This is a genomic window from Sphingobacterium tabacisoli (genome assembly GCF_017908035.1).
GTDB lineage: Bacteria > Bacteroidota > Bacteroidia > Sphingobacteriales > Sphingobacteriaceae > Sphingobacterium > Sphingobacterium tabacisoli.
Genome location: NZ_JAEQMU010000011.1, coordinates 80117 through 99428, shown reverse-complemented (window position 1 = coordinate 99428; position 19312 = coordinate 80117). Strand labels below are relative to the sequence as shown.

Here is a 19312-nt window from a genome sequence, read left to right as displayed (position 1 = left end):
CGAACAGAGAAGTCAAGCCCGCCAGAGCCGATGGTATTGCCGTAACAGGTGGGAGAGTAGGTCGGTGCCTTTTTTAATACGAAGCCCCTTCAGGAAACTGGAGGGGCTTTTGTTTTGTGCGTACTTTCCAGAGGTACTGGCTTATGGAGTTAGCGAATATCTCATTTCTATGACCTTATTTCTCGCATCTAATATCTATCTTTGCATTCACAATGGGTACATTATTAGATAATGGCGTTAAGCCTTACAATCACTACGGAGCATATTTAAAAGAGAAGTATAATGGACAACGCGTCTTTAAAGTTATCGTGGATGGAAATTTTACTTGTCCGAATAGGGATGGTAGCAAAGGTTATGGTGGTTGTACCTATTGTAATGTTGATTCTTTTACGCCAGATACAGCAAGAAAGATTCCTAGTATCAGAGAGCAAGTAGAAAATGGAATTGAGCGTGCGCGTAATAGCTATGCTGCTGAAAAATTTATTATTTATTTTCAACCGAATACGAATACTTATGCCCCGACACATTTGTTGAAGATGATGTACGATGAGGCTTTAAGTATAGATCCTGAGAACACGGTTGGCCTCTCTGTTGGAACACGACCCGATTGTTTGGATTTTGAGAAGATCCAGTTATTGGAGTCTTATACCGATCGATTGGATGTGGATTTGGAGATGGGGATGGAGTCGATTTACGATGATACCTTAGAACGTATTAATAGGGGGTGTTCACATGGCGAATTTTTAAGTACTATGAAGTTGCTTGAAGGGACTAAACTTGAACTCTGCGTACATACTATTTTTGGTTTTCCTTGGGAGACAGAAGAGATGATGTTGAAGTATGCTGATGAGATTAATAGACAACCTCACATTAAGTTTGTCAAGCTTCATCACTTACATATTGTTAAGGGATCTATTATGGGGGCAAAATTTAATAAAGAGCCCTTTAAGTTGTTCGGTATCGAGGATTATACTGATTTTTTAGCCAGATTTATTCCTCTTTTGAGACCAGATATTATCATCCAACGTGTCTTCGGTATAGCGGATAAGGAGTTGTTAATTGCTCCAAATTGGGGTTTCCCAAAATCTAAGATCCAAACCTACATAGATAAAGGTTTAGAAAGTAGAGGTGTTAAACAAGGGGCTATGTATCTTGTGTAGAAAGTGCCGTTTTTTAAAACTTATTTTCACCATTATCTAGGTTGAATTACATCTGTTCAAGATGTAAGCGAAATTTATTTTCTATTCTTTATAATTTTCTGCTTTTTATTTTCTTTCTTTGTGTAATACTTATGAAAAACAGAGTAGCTTTTCTCCCTTGAGTAAAGTTATTCTAACATCTAATTTTGTTCGTTCATTAGCTAGTTACAGAATTTGCTTAGCGTTACGGTGCCCTGTTTATTCGGGCTAATGTTTTGGGCTATATGTTAATAGCTATTCTTTAAGGATTGTATTCCTCTAGTTAACGGAATTCTAGATGTTTTACATTGGTATGTGATGATTAATTGTTTTTTGTTTCATCGTAAAGCATATCGAAATTATGAAGTGGTTATCTTTTTTTGTGTTAACAATGGGGATTTCGCTCAATGCATTCTGCCAAGCTGTTGACAAAAACGTTTTTATCCTTGATGAAATTCGGGAGATAAGCGAAAGTGAAGCTTTTATTATTGATTCGGACACGCTGATTTTTGGTCCAAATGCCGAGTTGTCGGTATTTGGTATTCTTGAAGTAAAATCTTCTTATATTATTTTTGCTCCTTCCGCGCGCTTAGAGGGCACGGGAAAAATGCTTATTATGCCTCCTACCAATAGTGATAAGGGGGGTATGCAGACGCCCACGTGGATTGATGGAAATGCAAACGCCATGCTTAGTCTTCGTATTGAACTGTTTAATACTGGAAATTTAATCCTAACTAATTTACAACATAGTTTTTTGAAAGGAATAGAATCTACTTCTGCTAATTTTTATACTAGGAGAAACATTGGTTTGATGGAAGATGGTGCTTGTATCGAATTACGTGGGAATCGTCTTAGGCTTGATGTAGAAGCCGTGTTGGAAAACTTCTCTCCAACACGAATGGTTATTTCTGGTAATTCGTCTAGCTCTATTTATTCGAAGAAGATACCCGGGAATACAACCTATACATTTGCGATAGGGCTGAAGGAAGGAGATTATAGCCCAGTCATTCTAACTCCAAAAGTGGAGGCGGAGTTGTTTGTAAGTTTAATGACTAGCTCAGTGAATGATAAAAGTTTGTCTTTTACTAAAAAAGATGGTGGGGTTAATCGAATTTGGGGAGTATATGCTGATCATAATGTCCGTACTACCTATGTTTTTGAACATAGTAAGAAAGATGAGTCTGGATTAGTTAGAAGCCAGGATATGGAGATTTTTCAGTATTCGGATGCGAAGGAATGGCTGTTGGCAACAACGGATTATCTAGGTAATGAACATCATAGTATCAAGAACCTTGCGAGTATGTATGGTGGAGTCGCTAAGAGTTATTTTTCAAAGTTCGGAAAAGTGAGAAATGGACCGCAGTCTGCGGATGATTATATGACTGTGAAGAGGGGACAATCTGCTCTGATTTCGATATTGGCAAATGACAAAGGGGGGGATGGTAAATTGCTTGTAGAAAAGACGCAAATAGTCGAACAACCTATTAATGGAACGGTTACTTTGTCATCTACAGGCGAGGTTGAATACCAGCCAACTGCGGGTTTTATCGGTTCCGATCTTTTTGTCTATGAGGTGGTAGATGAGTTTGGCCTTGTTTCTAGGAGTACAGTTTATATCGCGGTAGAGGGAGAGGGAATTTTTACGCTGAGTAATGTGGTGACGCCAAACGGAGATGGATATAATGACAAATTGGTTTTTGTTTCAGAAGAGCAGTTTATGAGTTTAGAACTCACTATTGTCAATCGTTGGGGGGATCGTCTCTATCACAATAGTTCTTATGATAATAGTTGGGATGGTGCCGGACTAAGTGGGGGAACATATTATTATGTGATGAAAGCAAAACGGCACACAGGTGATGTTGTTAACCAAAAAGGCTGGATTCTATTAACAAAATAAAAAAGCGACAAATAGTCGCTTTTTTTTATTTCTCTAGGATAGACTTTAAGTCTGCAGGAGAGTAATTGATAGACTTGAGCGTTTTATGGTCGCCTTCTCGGAAAACGAGAAACTTACCATCTACTTCTTTATAATACGAATCGACCCCTTTTTCCTTATAATGTGCTTGTGTAGCAATCGCTTCTTCTTCATTTTTGCATGCTTTACTCATATTAGAGCGTTGCACCTCTTCAAATAGTGTGTTGAATTTGTCTTTTAGTCCGAATTCTAGGATAGCTCCTGATAGTACATATTGTATATCACAAAGTGCATCAGCAATCTCAACAAGATCCTTAGCTTGAATAGCTTCTTCGAGTTCTTTTAATTCTTCTTCAATCAGGGAGACCCTTAATTTGCATCTGCTTTCTGAAGGGATCTGAGGAGTATCTAGTATAGGATGTTGAAAAGTTTTGTGAAACTCAGCAACGGAAGTAAGAGTTTTAGGGTCTGTCATTTTTGTCTTTAATTAATTTATAAAAATACTAATCTTTAACCGTATTCTATAGCCTTCATAAAAAACTAAAGTCCCGATTTATTCGGGACTTTAATTCTATTTTATCAAGTGTTTTAATTGAATAAGCTCACGTTCTTCCAGATATCTCCAACGACCTCTTGGTAAGTCTTTTTTCGTTAAACCTGCATATACAACACGATCCAGTTTTATAACCTCGTATCCCAATGATTCAAAGATACGACGTACAATTCTATTTTTCCCAGAATGAATTTGTATTCCAATTTCACGTTTTGAAGCTCCTTGTACGTAACTTAAGTCATCTGGTTTGATAAAACCATCTTCCAACTCTAGACCGAATTCGATTTTGTTGAAATCTCCTTGAGTCAGACTTTTGTTAAGTTCGATCTGATAGATTTTAGTGATATTGTTTTTAGGATGGGACAGTTTATCGGCCAGGTTACCATCGTTGGTCATCAATAATAAACCTGTTGTATTTCTATCTAAGCGACCGACAGGATATATTCTTTCCTTAGTAGCTTTAGAGACAAGCTCCATAACGGTACGGCGTTCTTGGGGATCGTCCGTTGTTGTGATATAGTCTTTTGGTTTGTTTAATAACACATAAACCATTTTCTCACGTTTTAGACGTTCGTTATTGTAGCGGATTTCGTCTTTTGCAGGATCTACCTTAGTGCCTAATTCCGTAACGGCTTCACCGTTTACAGTGATTACTCCAGCACTGATTAATTCATCAGCTTTCCTCCTTGAACAGATTCCTGAGTTCGAGATATAACGATTAAGACGGATTAGGCCATCATCTTCTACTTCATGATTCGCTGGTTTGCGAGCTGGTTTGAATTTATGTTTATCAGAGTATTTGAAGTCATTATTATCTTTCTGTTCTTGATACTCATCATTGAATGTGCGTTTTCTACCTGAGCCAAAGTTTCTATTTTCTTTAGACTCACCATCTTTTGAACGATCAAATGTAGAGGAGCTTGGTTTATTGAATTTAGAAGGTCTTCCTGTTGATTTGCGGTCTTCAAATCTGTCTTTAGAGAAAGACGGCTTGTTGAAACTTCTATCGTTTTCTGATCTGTTTCTTGAGAATGAACCTTTATTAAAAGAGCTACCCTCTTCTGATCTGTTTCTTGAGAATGAACCTTTATTAAAAGAGCGACCTTCTTCCGATCTGTTTCTTGAGAATGAACCTTTGTTGAAAGAGCTGCCCTCTTCTGATCTGTTTTTTGAGAAGGGACCTTTATTGAAAGAGCGACCTTCTTCTGATCTGCTTTTGCCAAAATTGGATTTTCCAAATGAAGATTTTTCTTCTCTGTTGTCTTTTGAAAAAGAGGATTTACCAAAGCTTTCGCCTCTAGTATTTGTACTTTTTCTTCCAGATCCCCCTTTGGATTTGAAGTTTTCTGAGTTGCTTCTTTGCTTTCTGGAGTTGTCATCCCGACTGTTCCTTTGATTTTTGAATGGCATAATTTTTAAATAAAAATAGAGGTACAAAGGTACTTAAAATAACCTAAATATAGATTTTTTTTTACATTCAATTTTCTTTGTTTAAAGAGTGTTAGAGCTTGATTTTTGAACTTTGCTTAGAATAACGGTTTTATAAGTGTTTGTTTTTTAGTCTAATAGTTTATATCTTTGGCGCTTCATAAATGGACCAAGCTATTTTTTGATCGACAGTTGTCGTGGATAGGGTAGCATTAAGGGAGTGAATGATTAGAAAAAAAGTATTATGTATTAGTGCAATTTTTTCGATAATGGTTTTATCGAGATTGTATTCAAATCCACAACCGGATTCTTTTGAAAATCCGTTTAAAAAGTTGATGTTAGAGCATGCTGAGAAATTGAAGCATGAGAAGGCAAGTTTAACATCAGTATCAGAAGAGGATTATTTCAATTCTCTTACTTTCGCAAATGAAAGTATTCCTACGGAGCTCACCTCTGTGAAACAAAAGCTAGGGAAATACCTTTCCAAGTTTTCTTTCAAGAAGCAACAGTCTTATCAGATGCATAAGCAAGCGGACAAATTTCTTCCGCAAATTGCCGCTATTCTGAAGTCTTATGGTATCCCCGAAGATTTTAAGTATGTGCCATTGGTGGAAAGTGGACTAGATCCCCGCGTGACTTCCCATAAGGGAGCCGGAGGCTATTGGCAATTTATGCCTGCTACAGCGCGCCTGTATGGCTTACGCGTCAATGCGCAGGTCGATGACCGAGTAGATTTCTTAAAATCCACCCATGCCGCCGCACGTTATTTGAAGTCGCTTTACGAGGAGTTTGGGGACTGGACACTGGTGGCTGCGGCCTATAATGTAGGTGGGGGAAGTTTAAGAGCTTCGATACGCAGACAGAAAGAAAGTAACTACTTTAAACTACGTCTAAATGCGGAGACAGGATCCTATGTTTACAAGTTGGTTTCAGTGAAAGAGGTTATTGAAAATCCAGTAAAACACGGCTATCGGATCTAAAATTCTAAATTTAAGAGGTTAAAAATCAAGGGACATATATCGTATATGTCCCTTTTTTTTGCGTTGAACTTAAAAATTTAAGAAAGTGACGAAAGTCACTTTTATTCCCGTTTAATATCATTGGAATGTCAAATTTTTGTATTTACATTTATCTCGAAATCAAATATGAAATGTAATGCAGCTAGAGCAATTTAATTACGACAACAAGATTGTACGCAACTTCGGGATTGCTACAATCGTCTGGGGTATCGTCGGCATGTCTGTTGGTTTACTGATAGCAATGCAGCTGATATGGCCAGAGCTGAATTTTATGACACAGTATACCACTTTCGGTCGTGTGCGTCCAGTACACACTAATGCGGTCATTTTCGCTTTCGTGGGTAACGCTATTTTTATGGGAGTGTATTATTCCCTACAGCGGGTTCTGAAAGCCAGGATGTTTAGTGATGTACTCAGTAAGATTCATTTTTGGGGATGGCAACTAATAATTGTTGCAGCGGCTATAACGTTACCTTTGGGCTTAACGACTTCACACGAGTATGCGGAGATGGAGTGGCCTGTCGATATCGGGATTGCTGTGATTTGGGTGACTTTTGGTATTAATATGTTTGGTACCATTATTAAAAGGCGAGAACGTCACATGTACGTTGCTGTGTGGTTTTACATTGCAACTTTTGTGACTGTTGCTGTATTACATATTGTAAACTCCATTCAGTTGCCGGTAGGTTTCTGGAAGAGTTATTATGTTTATGCCGGCGTGCAGGATGCTTTGGTACAATGGTGGTACGGGCACAATGCCGTAGCATTCTTTTTGACCACTCCATTTTTGGGGATGATGTATTATTTCTTGCCCAAGATGGCCAATAGACCAGTCTATTCCTATAAGCTTAGTATTTTACACTTCTGGTCGCTCATATTTATTTATATCTGGGCAGGACCACACCATTTACTTTACACGTCTTTACCTTCATGGGTACAATCTTTAGGTGTTGTGTTTTCTATCATGCTGATTGCACCATCTTGGGGAGGTATGATCAACGGCTTATTGACACTTCGCGGAGCTTGGGATAAAGTCCGTGCAGAACCTATCCTGAAATTTATGGTGGTTGCGTTGACCTGTTACGGGATGGCCACTTTCGAAGGACCAATGTTATCCTTGAAACAAGTAAATGCTATTGCTCACTTTACAGACTGGATTGTTGCACACGTACATATTGGTGCATTAGGATGGAACGGATTTATGACATTTGCAATCCTGTACTGGTTGATACCGCGTATTTATAAAACAGAGCTGTTTTCTAAAAAATTGGCCAATGTACACTTTTGGATAGGTACTTTAGGTATCTTATTCTATGCGATACCAATGTATTGGGCTGCTGTAGTACAAGGCTTGATGTGGAAAGAATTTACACCAGAGGGCGTTCTTAAATACCCTAACTTTCTGACTACTACTTTAGAGATTCTTCCAATGCACATGATGCGTGCATTAGGTGGTGCATTATATCTTTCTGGGGTTATCCTTATGACCTACAACTTGGTGAAGACAATGAAGTCTGGTAAGTTGATGGCAAATGAGCCTGCAGAAGCACCAGCGTTACTTCCTGTAACCGTTAGCGAGCGCTCTTCGCACCGCAGGTTAGAACGTAAACCAGTTCTTTTTATGGTAGTAGCTTTGGTTGCTATTTTGATTGGTGGTATTGTGGAGATGGTGCCTACATTTATGATCAAAGATAATATCCCGACCATAAAGAGTGTTATGCCTTATACCGCTTTAGAGCTTCAGGGAAGAGATCTTTATATCAAAGAGGGATGTGTAAACTGTCATACACAAACGGTACGTCCTTTCCGTTCGGAGACGGCTCGTTATGGTGAGTATAGTAAAGCAGGAGAATTTGTATATGATCATCCTTTCCTTTGGGGCTCCAAACGTACTGGACCAGATTTACATCGTATAGGTGGTAAGTATCCTAATAAGTGGCACTTTGATCATATGTTGGATCCAACTATTACTTCACCGGGAAGTATTATGCCTCCTTACCCTTGGTTGATTGATCAAAAATTGGATAATAGTACGCTTGTTGCTAAGATGAACGCAATGCGGATTCTGGGAGTTCCATATTCTAATGAGGATGTTGCTAATGCTGTTGCTAGTGCGGAGAAACAGGCAGAATCTATTGCCAAGGATTTAGCTTCTACGCAGGTAGAAATTAAATCTGATCGTGAGATTATTGCGCTTATCGCTTACTTGCAACGTCTTGGAACAGATATTAAGGCTGAACCGAAGACCACGGAAGAAGCAGTGGTAACAGAAAACTAGAAACTGAATGTTGTTCAATTAAGTTAAAGAGATATGTTTAAGCAAATAACAAACTTAAATGGTGATGAGATGTATTTAATCACATCGCTATGGATATTCATCGTTTTCTTTGCACTGGTTGGTATTATGTTGTTTTTTATGAAAAAGGACTACATCCAATATATGAAGGATATACCATTTGATGAGTCGGATAAGGAAACCAAGTGTTCATCTGAAGATAATTTGAAATTATGAGTTTATTTTTAATGGCAGCCGAACCTGTTGAAGGTGTTACCCAATGGAAGTTCGGGGCGGTCGATCTATATAGCGATATCCTGATCGTCGCATTAATCGTAGTAATGATTACGTTATTGTTCTCTGCACTGGTTGTACATAAAGCGATGAAATCCATCCTTCGTGTGACTATGCCAGAGCTAGTTAGAGAAGAAGAAGCGCAAAAACGACTGGCCAAAGCTCATGGCAAAGGTAAGTGGGGTAGAATCTGGAACAACCTGTTAGAGCTTCGTCCAATCGATGAAGAAAAGGATATGGTTATTGACCATGAATACGATGGTATTCAAGAGTTGAACAATCCGATTCCAACTTGGTTTAACGTCTTATTTTACTCTACTGTTGTATTTGGTTTTGCTTACCTCTTAGTCTACCACGTGTTTGGCTGGGGACTGAACCAAGACCAAGAATATGCCCAAGAATTAGCCGTTGCTGAAAAAGCTAAGCAGGAATACCTCGCACAGGCTGCAAATTTGATCGACGAGGGCTCTGTACAGTTTGATCCTGCAATGGCACCAGCTGGTAAGGCAATATTTACGGCAAACTGTGTAGCCTGTCATGGTGCCGCAGGTGAGGGAGGGATCGGACCAAACCTTGCAGACAGATTTTGGATACATGGTGGAGAAATCAAAGACGTGTTTAAAACTGTAAAGTATGGTGTACCTGAGAAAGGAATGGTGCCTTGGGAGCAAACTTTGACACCAGGACAGATTGCTGAGGTGAGTAGTTATATCTTAACACTGAGAGATACCAATCCTGCCAATGCAAAAGCTCCGGAAGGAGTTGAAGTTAAAGCTTACGAATCGGAAGGAGCTTCTGCTGATGCAGAAGAAACTCCAGCTGACTCAACTGTGAATAAATAGATTTTTACATCGTTTAATTTTTAGGAGCAATGGAAGCAGTAGTAAATGACAACGGACCCGTATTACCTTCGAAAGGGAAGAAGAGAACTTGGATATACGCTAAAAAACCATCGGGCAGTTTTTATAATGCGCGACAGTACGTAGGCTATAGTTTACTACTGTTTCTATTCGCTGCTCCTTTTATCAAGATCAATGGCAATCCGTTTGTCATGTTCAACATAGTCGAACGGAAGTTCTCGATATTCGGGAATATGTTTTTCCCTCAAGACCTGCATATCTTCGTCTTCGGGACGTTGATTATCCTTGTTGGGATTGTTCTTTTTACTGCAATTTTTGGACGTGTCTGGTGTGGTTGGACCTGTCCTCAGACCATATTCATGGAATTGGTCTTTAGACGTATTGAATATTGGATTGAAGGCGATTGGACGCAACAGAAAAAGCTGAACAATGGTCCCAATACCGATGCACGTGCGTGGAAAAAGATGCTGAAGCACACTATTTTTATAGCTATTTCTTTTCTTATATCGAATATTTTTCTGTCGTATATCATCGGTATCGATGCACTGCTTAAGATCATCACTGATCCTATTGATAGTCATATCGGTGGATTGATTGCTATTATTATCTTTACCTCTTTGTTCTATGCTGTCTTTGCATTCGTGCGAGAGATTGTATGTACGACTATCTGTCCTTATGGTAGGTTTCAGGGGGTACTTCTTGATGATCAAAGTCTTACTGTGGCCTATAACGAAGAGCGTGGTGAGCCTAGGGGCAAACAGCGTAAAGGAGAGAATGATGAGCACAAAGGCGATTGTATCGATTGTAATTTATGTGTACATGTCTGTCCTACAGGTATAGATATTCGAAATGGGATACAGCTTGAATGTGTCAATTGTACCGCTTGTATAGATGCATGTGATGCTGTAATGGAGAAAATCAATAAGCCAAAACGATTGATTGGTTTCTATTCATTGGGTCAGATCGAAGGAAAGAAAGGCTTTAAGAAAAGCCGCGTTCGACATATCATCTACGCTATTATATTATGCTTCTTGATGACCGGTTTTGGTTTTATGCTTTTTAATCGTTCATTAATAGGTGGTTCCTTGTTACGTGCGACAGGTAGTACCTACCAAATTCGGGAAGACGGAACCGTCAGTAATCTGTATACCTTAGAGCTGATTAATAAAAGTGGAAAGGAAATACCTTTTGAACTGGTTCCAGAAGATCGTAAATTAGCTATTCAGTTAGTTAACAATGTCGGTAAGTTATCAAAAGACGGCTCAGCAAAAATTAGTTTCTTCTTGATCGGAGAAAAAGGGATTTTTGAAAAATACAAAACTGATGTTCGCGTACAGGTAGTTTCGGAAGGAGAGGTGGTCGAAAATCTTAAAACGACATTTATTTCACCTTCTGGGTCTTAAAATATAGTTGATATGAACTGGGGATTGAGAATAGTTGTTGGTTTAGGAACCTTTATGCTCTTGATTATGGGAGCAGGTATTTACATGGTGTCGCAGGATACCGATTCTCTTGTCGACGAAGACTATTATGAGAAGAGCTTGGCTTATGACGATGTTTACAAGCGAAAGCAAAATATGATAGACGATGATGTCAAACCTAAGTTACAATTGGATGGGGATACCCTCACTATTGTATTCAAAGGAGATATCAATAAAGGCGAAGTTAATTTCAAAAGACCTTCTGATGGTAGTTTAGATCTAAAAGTCCCTTTTTATACTCAATCAAATACCTTTCGATTACCTGTTTCAACTTTTTCCAAAGGCAATTGGACCTTGGAGGTTGTATGGGAGCATAACACACGTGCTTATTTCGATAGTCAGTCTCTGTTCATACCATAGTGGATTAATATGACCTATTACTATCTCGCGTTTTTCATGGGACTATTTGGTAGTATCCACTGTGCTGTAATGTGTGGGCCACTTCTTATAGCGATCCAAGGCAATCAACGGATTTCATGGCTACAGACATTCAATAAGCTCTTATACCAAATAGGACGTATTTTAACCTATGGAGCCTTAGGGCTTTTACTTGGCCTTATTGGCAATATCGCTTCTGTCCAAGGCTGGCAACAGTTCTTTTCTTTGATAACAGGTGTTATTTTAGTGCTGATAGGGTTATCCTACATTTTTGCGAAAAATTCAGCTGCTTTGGCTCAGTTTCAGACTCGTGCCATACAACCTTTTGCCCGTATGATGGGACGTTGGCTTTACAGACCCGGAGGTTCCTTTATCGCTGGTATACTGAATGGATTATTGCCTTGTGGTATGGTGTATATGGCCCTCGTTTCAGCAATGAATGCAGATGGTATTGGCGCAAGTTTTCAATTTATGCTCTTATTTGGCTTAGGCACCCTCCCTTTGATGTTACTTTTTTCTGTTGCCTCGATGTGGACAAAAAAGATGGTCAAAGTTAGATTTGCTACAATAATGCCTATACTCTACCTATTAATGGGAATCTGGTTCATTTTGAGGGGAGCTAATCTCAACATCCCCTACCTCAGCCCGTTGTTGTATATCGAGGGAGCCATTAATTGTGCTTAATAAGTTACGGGATATAACTTACTAAGCGATTACTAGTTTGCGCGAAGCGATATAGCGATATCTCATATTAAGTAAGATAGAAGAACTTAATAGACCAAGGGTAAGCCCATACCATACACCTTTAATTCCCCATTGCAATACTATCCCCATGAAATAACCTGCCGGAAGCCCGATGATCCAGTAGGAGATAAAGGTAATCAATGTAGGTACATTGACATCGCCCATACCTCTCAAAATACCAAGTCCAACCACCTGTGTTCCGTCAAACAACTGAAAAAGTCCAGCAACCAATAATAGCTGTGCCGCCAGCTGTATCACATCTGCATCTTTACTGATGAGGTACGGTAGCTGTTGATTGAACACCGCAAATAGTATTGCGGTACATATCATAAAGAGTAGAACCAAATGGTAGGAAACCTTTGCGAATTTCTGTAGCCTCACAAATTTTCTATTCCCAAAACTATTTCCCACTTTGATCGTAGCGGCCGCGGCGACCCCACTAGCCATCATATAGGTCATTGATGCCAGTGTAATAGCCACTTGGTGTGATGCCTGTTCTAATGCACCTATTTTTCCTGCGATGAGCGATGCACCTGCAAAAGCCCCTATTTCAAAGACATACTGCATAGCGACAGGTGTTCCTATTTTGAGAATTGAGGTAACCCTTGCTTTCTGCACAGAGAAAAACTTAAAATGAATGATATAACTTTTAAAGTGTTTGGATCGTAATACATAGAACATCATGACCAACATCATGAGTATGCGATCGATAAGTGTAGCAATACCCACTCCACGGATTCCCATAGGAGGGAAGCCAAACATCCCTTTAACTAATATAATGGCAAGTACAACATTCAGTACATTTCCCCATATCGTAACCTGCATCGCTTGTTTTGTAAAACCCAATCCCTCGGCAAATTGCTTGAAGGTATTGAACGTCATCAACGGTAATATGGATAAACTGAGTAGGAGAAGATAAGGTTTAGCTTCATTGACCACCTTTGGATCTTGGTCTGCGTGCTGCATCGCAAACATAGAACCAAAGTAAACAATACAAAATAGTAAAATACCGGAAACTATATTTATCCAAAAACTATTGGATAGTAGTTTGCCACATTCTTCTTTATTTGATTTTCCATTTTCCTGTGCAATCAATGGAGTCAGTCCATAAGCAATGCCAAGTCCTATAACAAGTACCACCATAAATACAGAGTGGGTCAGAGAGACAGCAGCAAGGGATATGGTTCCAGCAAAATGTCCAACTATCATTGTATCCGCAGTCTGAACCAGCGTGTGTCCCAGTTGAGAAATAACAACAGGACCGGCTAATGCCATTGTACTTAGGTAGTAAGAGCGATTATTTTTTATATTTTGGAACATATTTTTTGAACTAGTCTGCAAAGGTACAAAAGTTTAAAGGGAAAAATATGCTGGTGAATGTGTCTAAATAATTACAACTAGCTATTGATGTAAAAAGATAATACACTTACCTTAGCTTTTCTAAAGTTTTAACGTTATGACATTAGCATTTTTGAATATTGGTACGCAGGAGATGATTTTAATAGTAATCGTAATACTATTATTATTCGGAGGAAAGAAATTACCAGAGTTAGCTAGAGGCCTAGGAAAAGGTATTCGTGAGTTTAAAGACGCTTCTGAGGGAATAAAAAGAGAGATTTCAGATCAAATCAATAATTTTGAAAAGGATTTAGATGTTACAGTCGAAGATAAGCCTCAAACAAATGTTCCCAAGACAGAAGATACAGTTGTAAATACAGCTGAAGGCTCTTCGGAAGATCAGACTATTGCCGAAACTGAGGGCGAAAAGAAATTTCCACAGTTTTCCGCTCCGGAGAACACTTACCAGCACAATCCTGGTGGTCATCTCGTTGATGATACCGAATACTATAAGTATGGTTACAATGACCATGTTTCCAGCGAAGATACTACGGTAGAGTCTGTAGAAACAAAAGAAGGACAATCTAAAAACGGCGAAGAAGAATCTTCAGCAACAAACTCTCCTTCAAGACAAGCTTAAGAACACACATTTTAATTATATGGAAAGCTGTTGAAACATAGGTTCAACAGCTTTCTCTTTCTTATTTGATTATTCCCAATTTATGTTACACGAAATTATTATTTCGAATGAGCTGTCACTCACTGATCGACAGGTAAGAACAACTATCGAGCTTTTGGATGAAGGCGCTACTATCCCCTTTATTTCACGCTATCGAAAAGAGTTAACAGGTAGTCTAGATGAGGTGCAGATCACTGCTATTCGTGATCGCATTCAACAATTACGTGATTTGGATAAGCGTAGGGAAGCTGTTTTGAAATCTATTGATGACCAAGGTAAGCTCACTCCTGAGCTCGCACAGCAGATCAATGCGGTGGGTACTATGGCCGCTTTGGAGGATATCTACTTACCCTACAAGCCGAAGCGCAAAACTAGAGCATCAATGGCTCGGGAAAAAGGTTTACAGCCTCTGGCGGATTTTTTACTGGAGCAATTAGCTGGCGATATCGAGGCAAAGGCCGAACAATATATCAATGCGGAGCTTGGTGTTAATACTGTCGAAGAAGCCTTTGCTGGGGCTAGAGATATAATCGCAGAGACCATCGCAGAAGATGCTGAAGTAAGGGCAGGTGTACGTAAGTTGTTTTTGGATAAAGGACATTTTGTCTCCCGTGTTGTGCCAGGTAAAGAAGAGCAGGCATTGAAGTATAAGGATTATTTCGAATGGAATGAATCTTTGAGCAGTGCGCCCTCACATCGTGTCCTAGCTATGCGTCGTGGTGAAAAAGAAGAATTGCTTTATCTCGATATCGAAGTCGATGAACAAGAAATATTACCTCGTGTAGAAAAGATATATATTAAAGGTAATAATGAAGCCTCTAAACAAGTGGAGTTAGCTTTGTTAGATGGTTATAAGCGTTTGTTGAAACCATCTATGGAGACTGAGGTCCGGGTGTTGACCCGCCAAAAGGCAGACGAGGAGGCTATCAAAGTTTTTGCAGACAATGTAAGACAACTATTATTAGCCGCACCGTTGGGACAGAAGCGCCTATTGGCGATAGATCCAGGATTCCGTACGGGATGTAAGACGGTGGTATTGGATGCGCAGGGCAACCTATTGGAAAATACCGCTATTTTCCCACATACCGGAGCTGGCGGAAGTATCGAAGCGGAGAAAACAGTACAACATTTGGTTCGTAAATACGATGTCGAAGCTATTGCAATAGGCAATGGGACTGCTGGCCGTGAGACTGAAGATTTCGTTCGCAAACTTAATTTGTCTGGCGTGACCCTAGTGATGGTCAATGAAAGTGGAGCATCTATTTATTCTGCATCAGAGACAGCCCGCGAAGAGTTTCCTGACTATGATGTAACCGTGCGCGGAGCCGTATCTATCGGACGACGACTAATGGATCCTTTGGCAGAGCTGGTTAAGATAGATCCTAAATCAATTGGTGTCGGACAGTATCAACATGACGTAGATCAGAATAAGTTACAATCGGCCTTGGACGATACTGTTATTTCCTGTGTTAATGCAGTAGGCGTAGAATTGAATACTGCCTCAAAACAGATTTTGGCGTATATCTCTGGCTTAGGCCCATCGTTGGCGCAGCAGATTGTAAACTATAGAAAAGAGAATGGCCCTTTCGGCTCTAGACGTGAGCTCAAAAAAGTACCACGTTTGGGAGATAAAGCATTTGAACAAGCTGCAGGTTTCTTACGTATCCGTAATGGACAGCACCCTCTAGACTCATCAGCAGTACATCCTGAACGGTATAATCTCGTCGAGCAGATGGCCAAAGATTTAGGTGTAGAGGTTGGGGAGTTGATGACCGATGCACAGCTGAGAAAGCGTATCGATCTAAAAAAATACATTAGTGATGAGGTAGGTCTACCGACCTTAAATGATATTCTAGCAGAACTTGCCAAACCAGGATTGGATCCACGCGAGCAATTTGAAGCATTTTCTTTTACAGAAGGTGTAAATGCGATCAAGGATCTTAAAGTCGGTATGAAATTACCTGGAATCGTTACTAATATTACCAATTTTGGCGCATTTGTAGATATCGGCGTACACCAGGATGGTCTCGTACATCTCAGCCAGTTGGCCAATCACTTTGTGTCAGATCCACATGAGATTGTAAAAGTACAACAGAGCGTTATGGTAACAGTTACCGAAGTTGACGAGCAGCGTAACCGTATTGGCTTGTCTATGAAAACAGAAGACAAAGCCCCTCGCAAACGTACAGATAAAAGAGAACAGAAAGCTCCTGAGACGGATATGGCCTCTAAGCTGGCTGCATTGGCTAGTAAATTTAAATAACAATAAAAGCTCTCCAGATGGAGAGCTTTTATATTTTAGTTTATGATTCAGTGTATGAGGAAAGTATTGTTTGTTTCGTGTTACCCTTACAATTGTTCGCCTGTTCGAGTTATGAATTGAAGTGTCTACTAAAATTGTATAGTTAGTTTATGTCTGTTTTTTTTGATAGAATACAATTTAAATACCCTTGGAGAAGTTATCAAAAACGTGTTTTGGATGCATTGGATGAGCATCTAAGTGATGAACATCTTCATGTGATAGCCCCACCTGGATCAGGGAAAACTGTTCTGGGCCTAGAGGTTATGTTACGAATTGGAGCTCCTACTTTAATACTAGCCCCTACTATTGCTATCCGAAATCAGTGGATTCAACGTTTTTGCGAGTTGTTCCTACAGGAAGATAATGAGCCCGATTGGATTACTTGTAATATACACGAACCAAAACTAATTACAGTTGCCACTTATCAAAGTTTGCATGCCGCTTGTGACAATAAAAAAGAAGAGCTAATAGTCGTAGACTACACACACGAGTATGACGTCATTGAGCGTAAGAAATCAAACTTTCTGAATCTCGGTAAGGTCGTTCAGGGTCTCAAGGCTGCGGGTGTAAAGACCATTGTTGTGGATGAAGCCCATCATTTGAAAAGTGAATGGTGGAAAACGCTCTCTAAAGTGAAAAATGCAATCAAACCTAAAATTGTTGGTTTGACTGCTACACCGCCCTATGATGTGAGTCCAAATGAATGGGCCCGTTATATTGAACTCAATGGGCCTGTAGATGCCGAAATTTCTGTGCCAGAGCTGATTCAAGAGGGAGATCTCTGCTTACATCAAGACTATCTTTATTTGTGTCAAGCAGACGCAAAGGTTAAAGAAGAATTAGCGGCCTTCCGGGATACAAGCGCCCAGGCATTAACACAATTGTTGGCCGATCCGATACTTTTCGAAGCGATGTATAGTCACCCGTTTTGGCTAGACCCGATGGCGAATCAAGAGCTATTGTATGCCCATCTATCCCATTATTCAGCATGTCTTGTTTATCTCCATCACAAGGGAGTGGGCATATATCCATCACATTTAGAAATATTGGGCATCGGAGAACTCAAAAGAAAAGAAACAGTAGAGGAGAAGTTAAAAATACCTCGACTTACTCCAGAGTGGATGCAAGAACTCCTCTCTTTTTATCTGTCTGAAGAGGATGTTTTCTTTGGGAGCCATTATGATGCACATCGAAAATCACTAGCGCGAAAATTGAAACGAGTCGGTTTACTGGAGCGAAAGACTGTTCGTTTTGAAGACAACGAGAAGCTGACAAAGGATTTAGCCATGTCGGTTCATAAACTTCAAGCCATCGAAGATATTGTTGAACTTGAATTTAATACATTAAGAAAGAATCTACGGCAAGTCATTTTGACGGATTATATCCGAAGAGAATTCCTCACTGCTGATGCGATCAACACTTTACCACTAACAAAAATAGGCGTGGTCCCCATATTTGAGCAACTCCGGAGAAAGAACACCGCAGGAAAAAAAATAGCCGTTCTAACCGGGACACTGATCATTCTACCTCGAAGTATAATGGGGGGATTTGAAAAGTTGGCCCAGGCGTTAGCTTGGGAACACGTACATTGGGTATCCTTAGCATTCGATATGGATTATGTGGAAGTTATTCTAGGAGAGGGAACAAAAGGGAAAGCGTTACGGATTGTCACAGCACTATTTGAAAGCGGAGAGATTGAAGTTCTGATTGGCACCAAATCCTTACTGGGAGAGGGCTGGGATGCCCCAGCGATCAACAGTTTGATTTTAGCTAGTTTCGTGGGCTCTTACGTATTATCCAACCAGATGCGTGGACGAGCTATACGCTCTAAAAAGGATATGCCAGACAAAACCAGTAATATTTGGCACATCGCGGCATTAGATCCTACTTCGAGGCGTGGGGGCAGTGATTTGTCGCTGATGAAACGTCGCTTTAAGAATTTTGTAGGTATTTCGGAGTATGAAATTTCCAGCATAGAGAATGGAAAAGATAGGCTCCAACTGCCAGAATTATACACGGATAGCACTGTGCAGGCCTATAATACCAGACTTTTCGACCTGGCTAGAAACCGTTCGCGACTAGCGATACGTTGGCAGGAAGGTATGCGCAAAGGAACACGGCTCGTCGAAGAGGTCTGGATTCCTTATGCTGAAGGGGCAAGCTATCAACAGACCAAGACAGCCTCAATGAAGAAGTATATCAATAATATGCTTGTCGGGTTAGGCAGCTCATTATTGTTCTTTATGGAGACCTCAACTCAGGTTTTAGGCAAATTTATGAGAATAAGCCCAGGACAATCAGCAGGCTATGCTATAATGGGAATGTTTGGAGTAGCGACAGTTTTCTATGGAAGACAGACTGTCCGGTCTTTTCAGTATTACCGCAAGTACAGAGACATCACCAAGGACATCTATCAAATCGGGAATGCGCTATTAATGACCGTATGTAAGGCCCAACTGTTTCATACTCCGATTGACCAACTGAAGGTGCTGACTTTTGGAGATGAAAATGGTAATGTCTATTGTCATATGGGGGGTGGGACGGCTTATGAGCAATCTCGCTTTATTCAGATGATCCAAGAAATTGTCAACCCTGTTGATGAGCCTCGATTTATCATCGTAAGAAAGAGTAAGGTATGGGGCCTTTTCAATCAGCAAGACTATCATGCTGTACCGGTAGCCTTGGGTAAAAAAACGGCATTGGCTACCGATTTCTTGAATAATTGGCAGCAGCAGGTAGGTAAAGCAGATCTATATTATACGAAAACCTTTGCTGGTAGACAGATTTTGTTGAGATCGCGGTTTAATGCTCTAGCTAATCAATTTGCAGAAGAGAATAAAGTACAGGCTGTCAGTATTTGGCGCTAAG

Annotated in this window: 15 protein-coding genes; 12 read left to right on the top strand and 3 right to left on the bottom strand. The window is 40.0% G+C overall.

What is annotated here, in order from left to right; all coding sequences use genetic code 11:
- Positions 1-212 precede the first annotated feature (212 nt).
- Together JKG64_RS22910 and JKG64_RS22905 are read left to right on the top strand one after the other, a co-directional pair.
- The gene (locus tag JKG64_RS22910) at positions 213-1160 is read left to right on the top strand and encodes a TIGR01212 family radical SAM protein (protein WP_210356575.1); all 948 of its coding nucleotides are present in this window, start codon (positions 213-215) and stop codon (positions 1158-1160) included.
- 379 nt (positions 1161-1539) lie between these two features.
- Positions 1540-3075, top strand: coding sequence for a T9SS type B sorting domain-containing protein (locus tag JKG64_RS22905; protein ID WP_210356574.1), 1536 nt, complete (start codon positions 1540-1542; stop codon positions 3073-3075).
- A gap of 25 nt (positions 3076-3100) precedes the next feature.
- Here the strand turns inward: JKG64_RS22905 and JKG64_RS22900 are convergent, their stop codons facing one another.
- Complete coding sequence (locus JKG64_RS22900; protein ID WP_210356573.1) at positions 3101-3568, bottom strand: pyrophosphohydrolase domain-containing protein; 468 nt, start codon at positions 3566-3568, stop codon at positions 3101-3103.
- 96 nt (positions 3569-3664) lie between these two features.
- A complete protein-coding gene (locus JKG64_RS22895) occupies positions 3665-5056 on the bottom strand; it encodes a pseudouridine synthase (RefSeq protein ID WP_210356572.1) in 1392 nt (463 codons plus the stop codon).
- A 287-nt stretch (positions 5057-5343) separates the two neighbouring features.
- On the opposite strand from JKG64_RS22895, the gene JKG64_RS22890 reads away from it, so the two are divergent.
- From JKG64_RS22890 to JKG64_RS22860, 7 genes are all read left to right on the top strand, one after another.
- On the top strand, positions 5344-6054 hold the full coding sequence (locus tag JKG64_RS22890) for a lytic transglycosylase domain-containing protein (RefSeq protein WP_246512783.1): 711 nt from the start codon (positions 5344-5346) through the stop codon (positions 6052-6054).
- A gap of 175 nt (positions 6055-6229) precedes the next feature.
- Positions 6230-8371, top strand: coding sequence for a cytochrome-c oxidase, cbb3-type subunit I (gene ccoN, locus JKG64_RS22885; protein ID WP_210356570.1), 2142 nt, complete (start codon positions 6230-6232; stop codon positions 8369-8371).
- A gap of 33 nt (positions 8372-8404) precedes the next feature.
- Positions 8405-8605 carry a hypothetical protein gene (locus JKG64_RS22880; protein WP_021071481.1) on the top strand — a complete coding sequence of 67 codons (201 nt, stop codon included), beginning with the start codon at positions 8405-8407 and terminating at the stop codon, positions 8603-8605.
- Complete coding sequence (locus tag JKG64_RS22875) at positions 8602-9504, top strand: cbb3-type cytochrome c oxidase N-terminal domain-containing protein (RefSeq protein WP_237249570.1); 903 nt, start codon at positions 8602-8604, stop codon at positions 9502-9504. Before JKG64_RS22880 ends, JKG64_RS22875 begins: the two co-directional genes overlap by 4 nt.
- 29 nt (positions 9505-9533) lie before the next feature.
- Positions 9534-10925: a cytochrome c oxidase accessory protein CcoG gene (gene ccoG, locus JKG64_RS22870; RefSeq protein ID WP_210356569.1), complete on the top strand. Its 1392-nt coding sequence runs from the start codon at positions 9534-9536 to the stop codon at positions 10923-10925.
- A 12-nt stretch (positions 10926-10937) separates the two neighbouring features.
- Positions 10938-11363 (top strand): FixH family protein, encoded by a 426-nt coding sequence (locus tag JKG64_RS22865; RefSeq protein ID WP_210356568.1) that lies wholly within the window; start codon positions 10938-10940, stop codon positions 11361-11363.
- A 9-nt stretch (positions 11364-11372) separates the two neighbouring features.
- Positions 11373-12065, top strand: a complete 693-nt coding sequence (locus JKG64_RS22860; protein ID WP_202105071.1) for a sulfite exporter TauE/SafE family protein — start codon at positions 11373-11375, stop codon at positions 12063-12065.
- 21 nt (positions 12066-12086) lie between these two features.
- Here JKG64_RS22860 and JKG64_RS22855 read toward each other — a convergent pair whose 3' ends face one another.
- Positions 12087-13445, bottom strand: coding sequence for an MATE family efflux transporter (locus JKG64_RS22855; RefSeq protein WP_210356567.1), 1359 nt, complete (start codon positions 13443-13445; stop codon positions 12087-12089).
- A gap of 136 nt (positions 13446-13581) precedes the next feature.
- On the opposite strand from JKG64_RS22855, the gene JKG64_RS23285 reads away from it, so the two are divergent.
- From JKG64_RS23285 to JKG64_RS22840, 3 genes are all read left to right on the top strand, one after another.
- Positions 13582-14103 (top strand): Sec-independent protein translocase subunit TatA/TatB, encoded by a 522-nt coding sequence (locus tag JKG64_RS23285; RefSeq protein ID WP_210356566.1) that lies wholly within the window; start codon positions 13582-13584, stop codon positions 14101-14103.
- Positions 14104-14185: 82 nt separating this feature from the next.
- The gene (locus JKG64_RS22845; RefSeq protein ID WP_210356565.1) at positions 14186-16405 is read left to right on the top strand and encodes a Tex family protein; all 2220 of its coding nucleotides are present in this window, start codon (positions 14186-14188) and stop codon (positions 16403-16405) included.
- 149 nt (positions 16406-16554) lie between these two features.
- Complete coding sequence (locus tag JKG64_RS22840) at positions 16555-19311, top strand: DEAD/DEAH box helicase family protein (protein WP_210356564.1); 2757 nt, start codon at positions 16555-16557, stop codon at positions 19309-19311.
- Position 19312 lies beyond the last annotated feature (1 nt).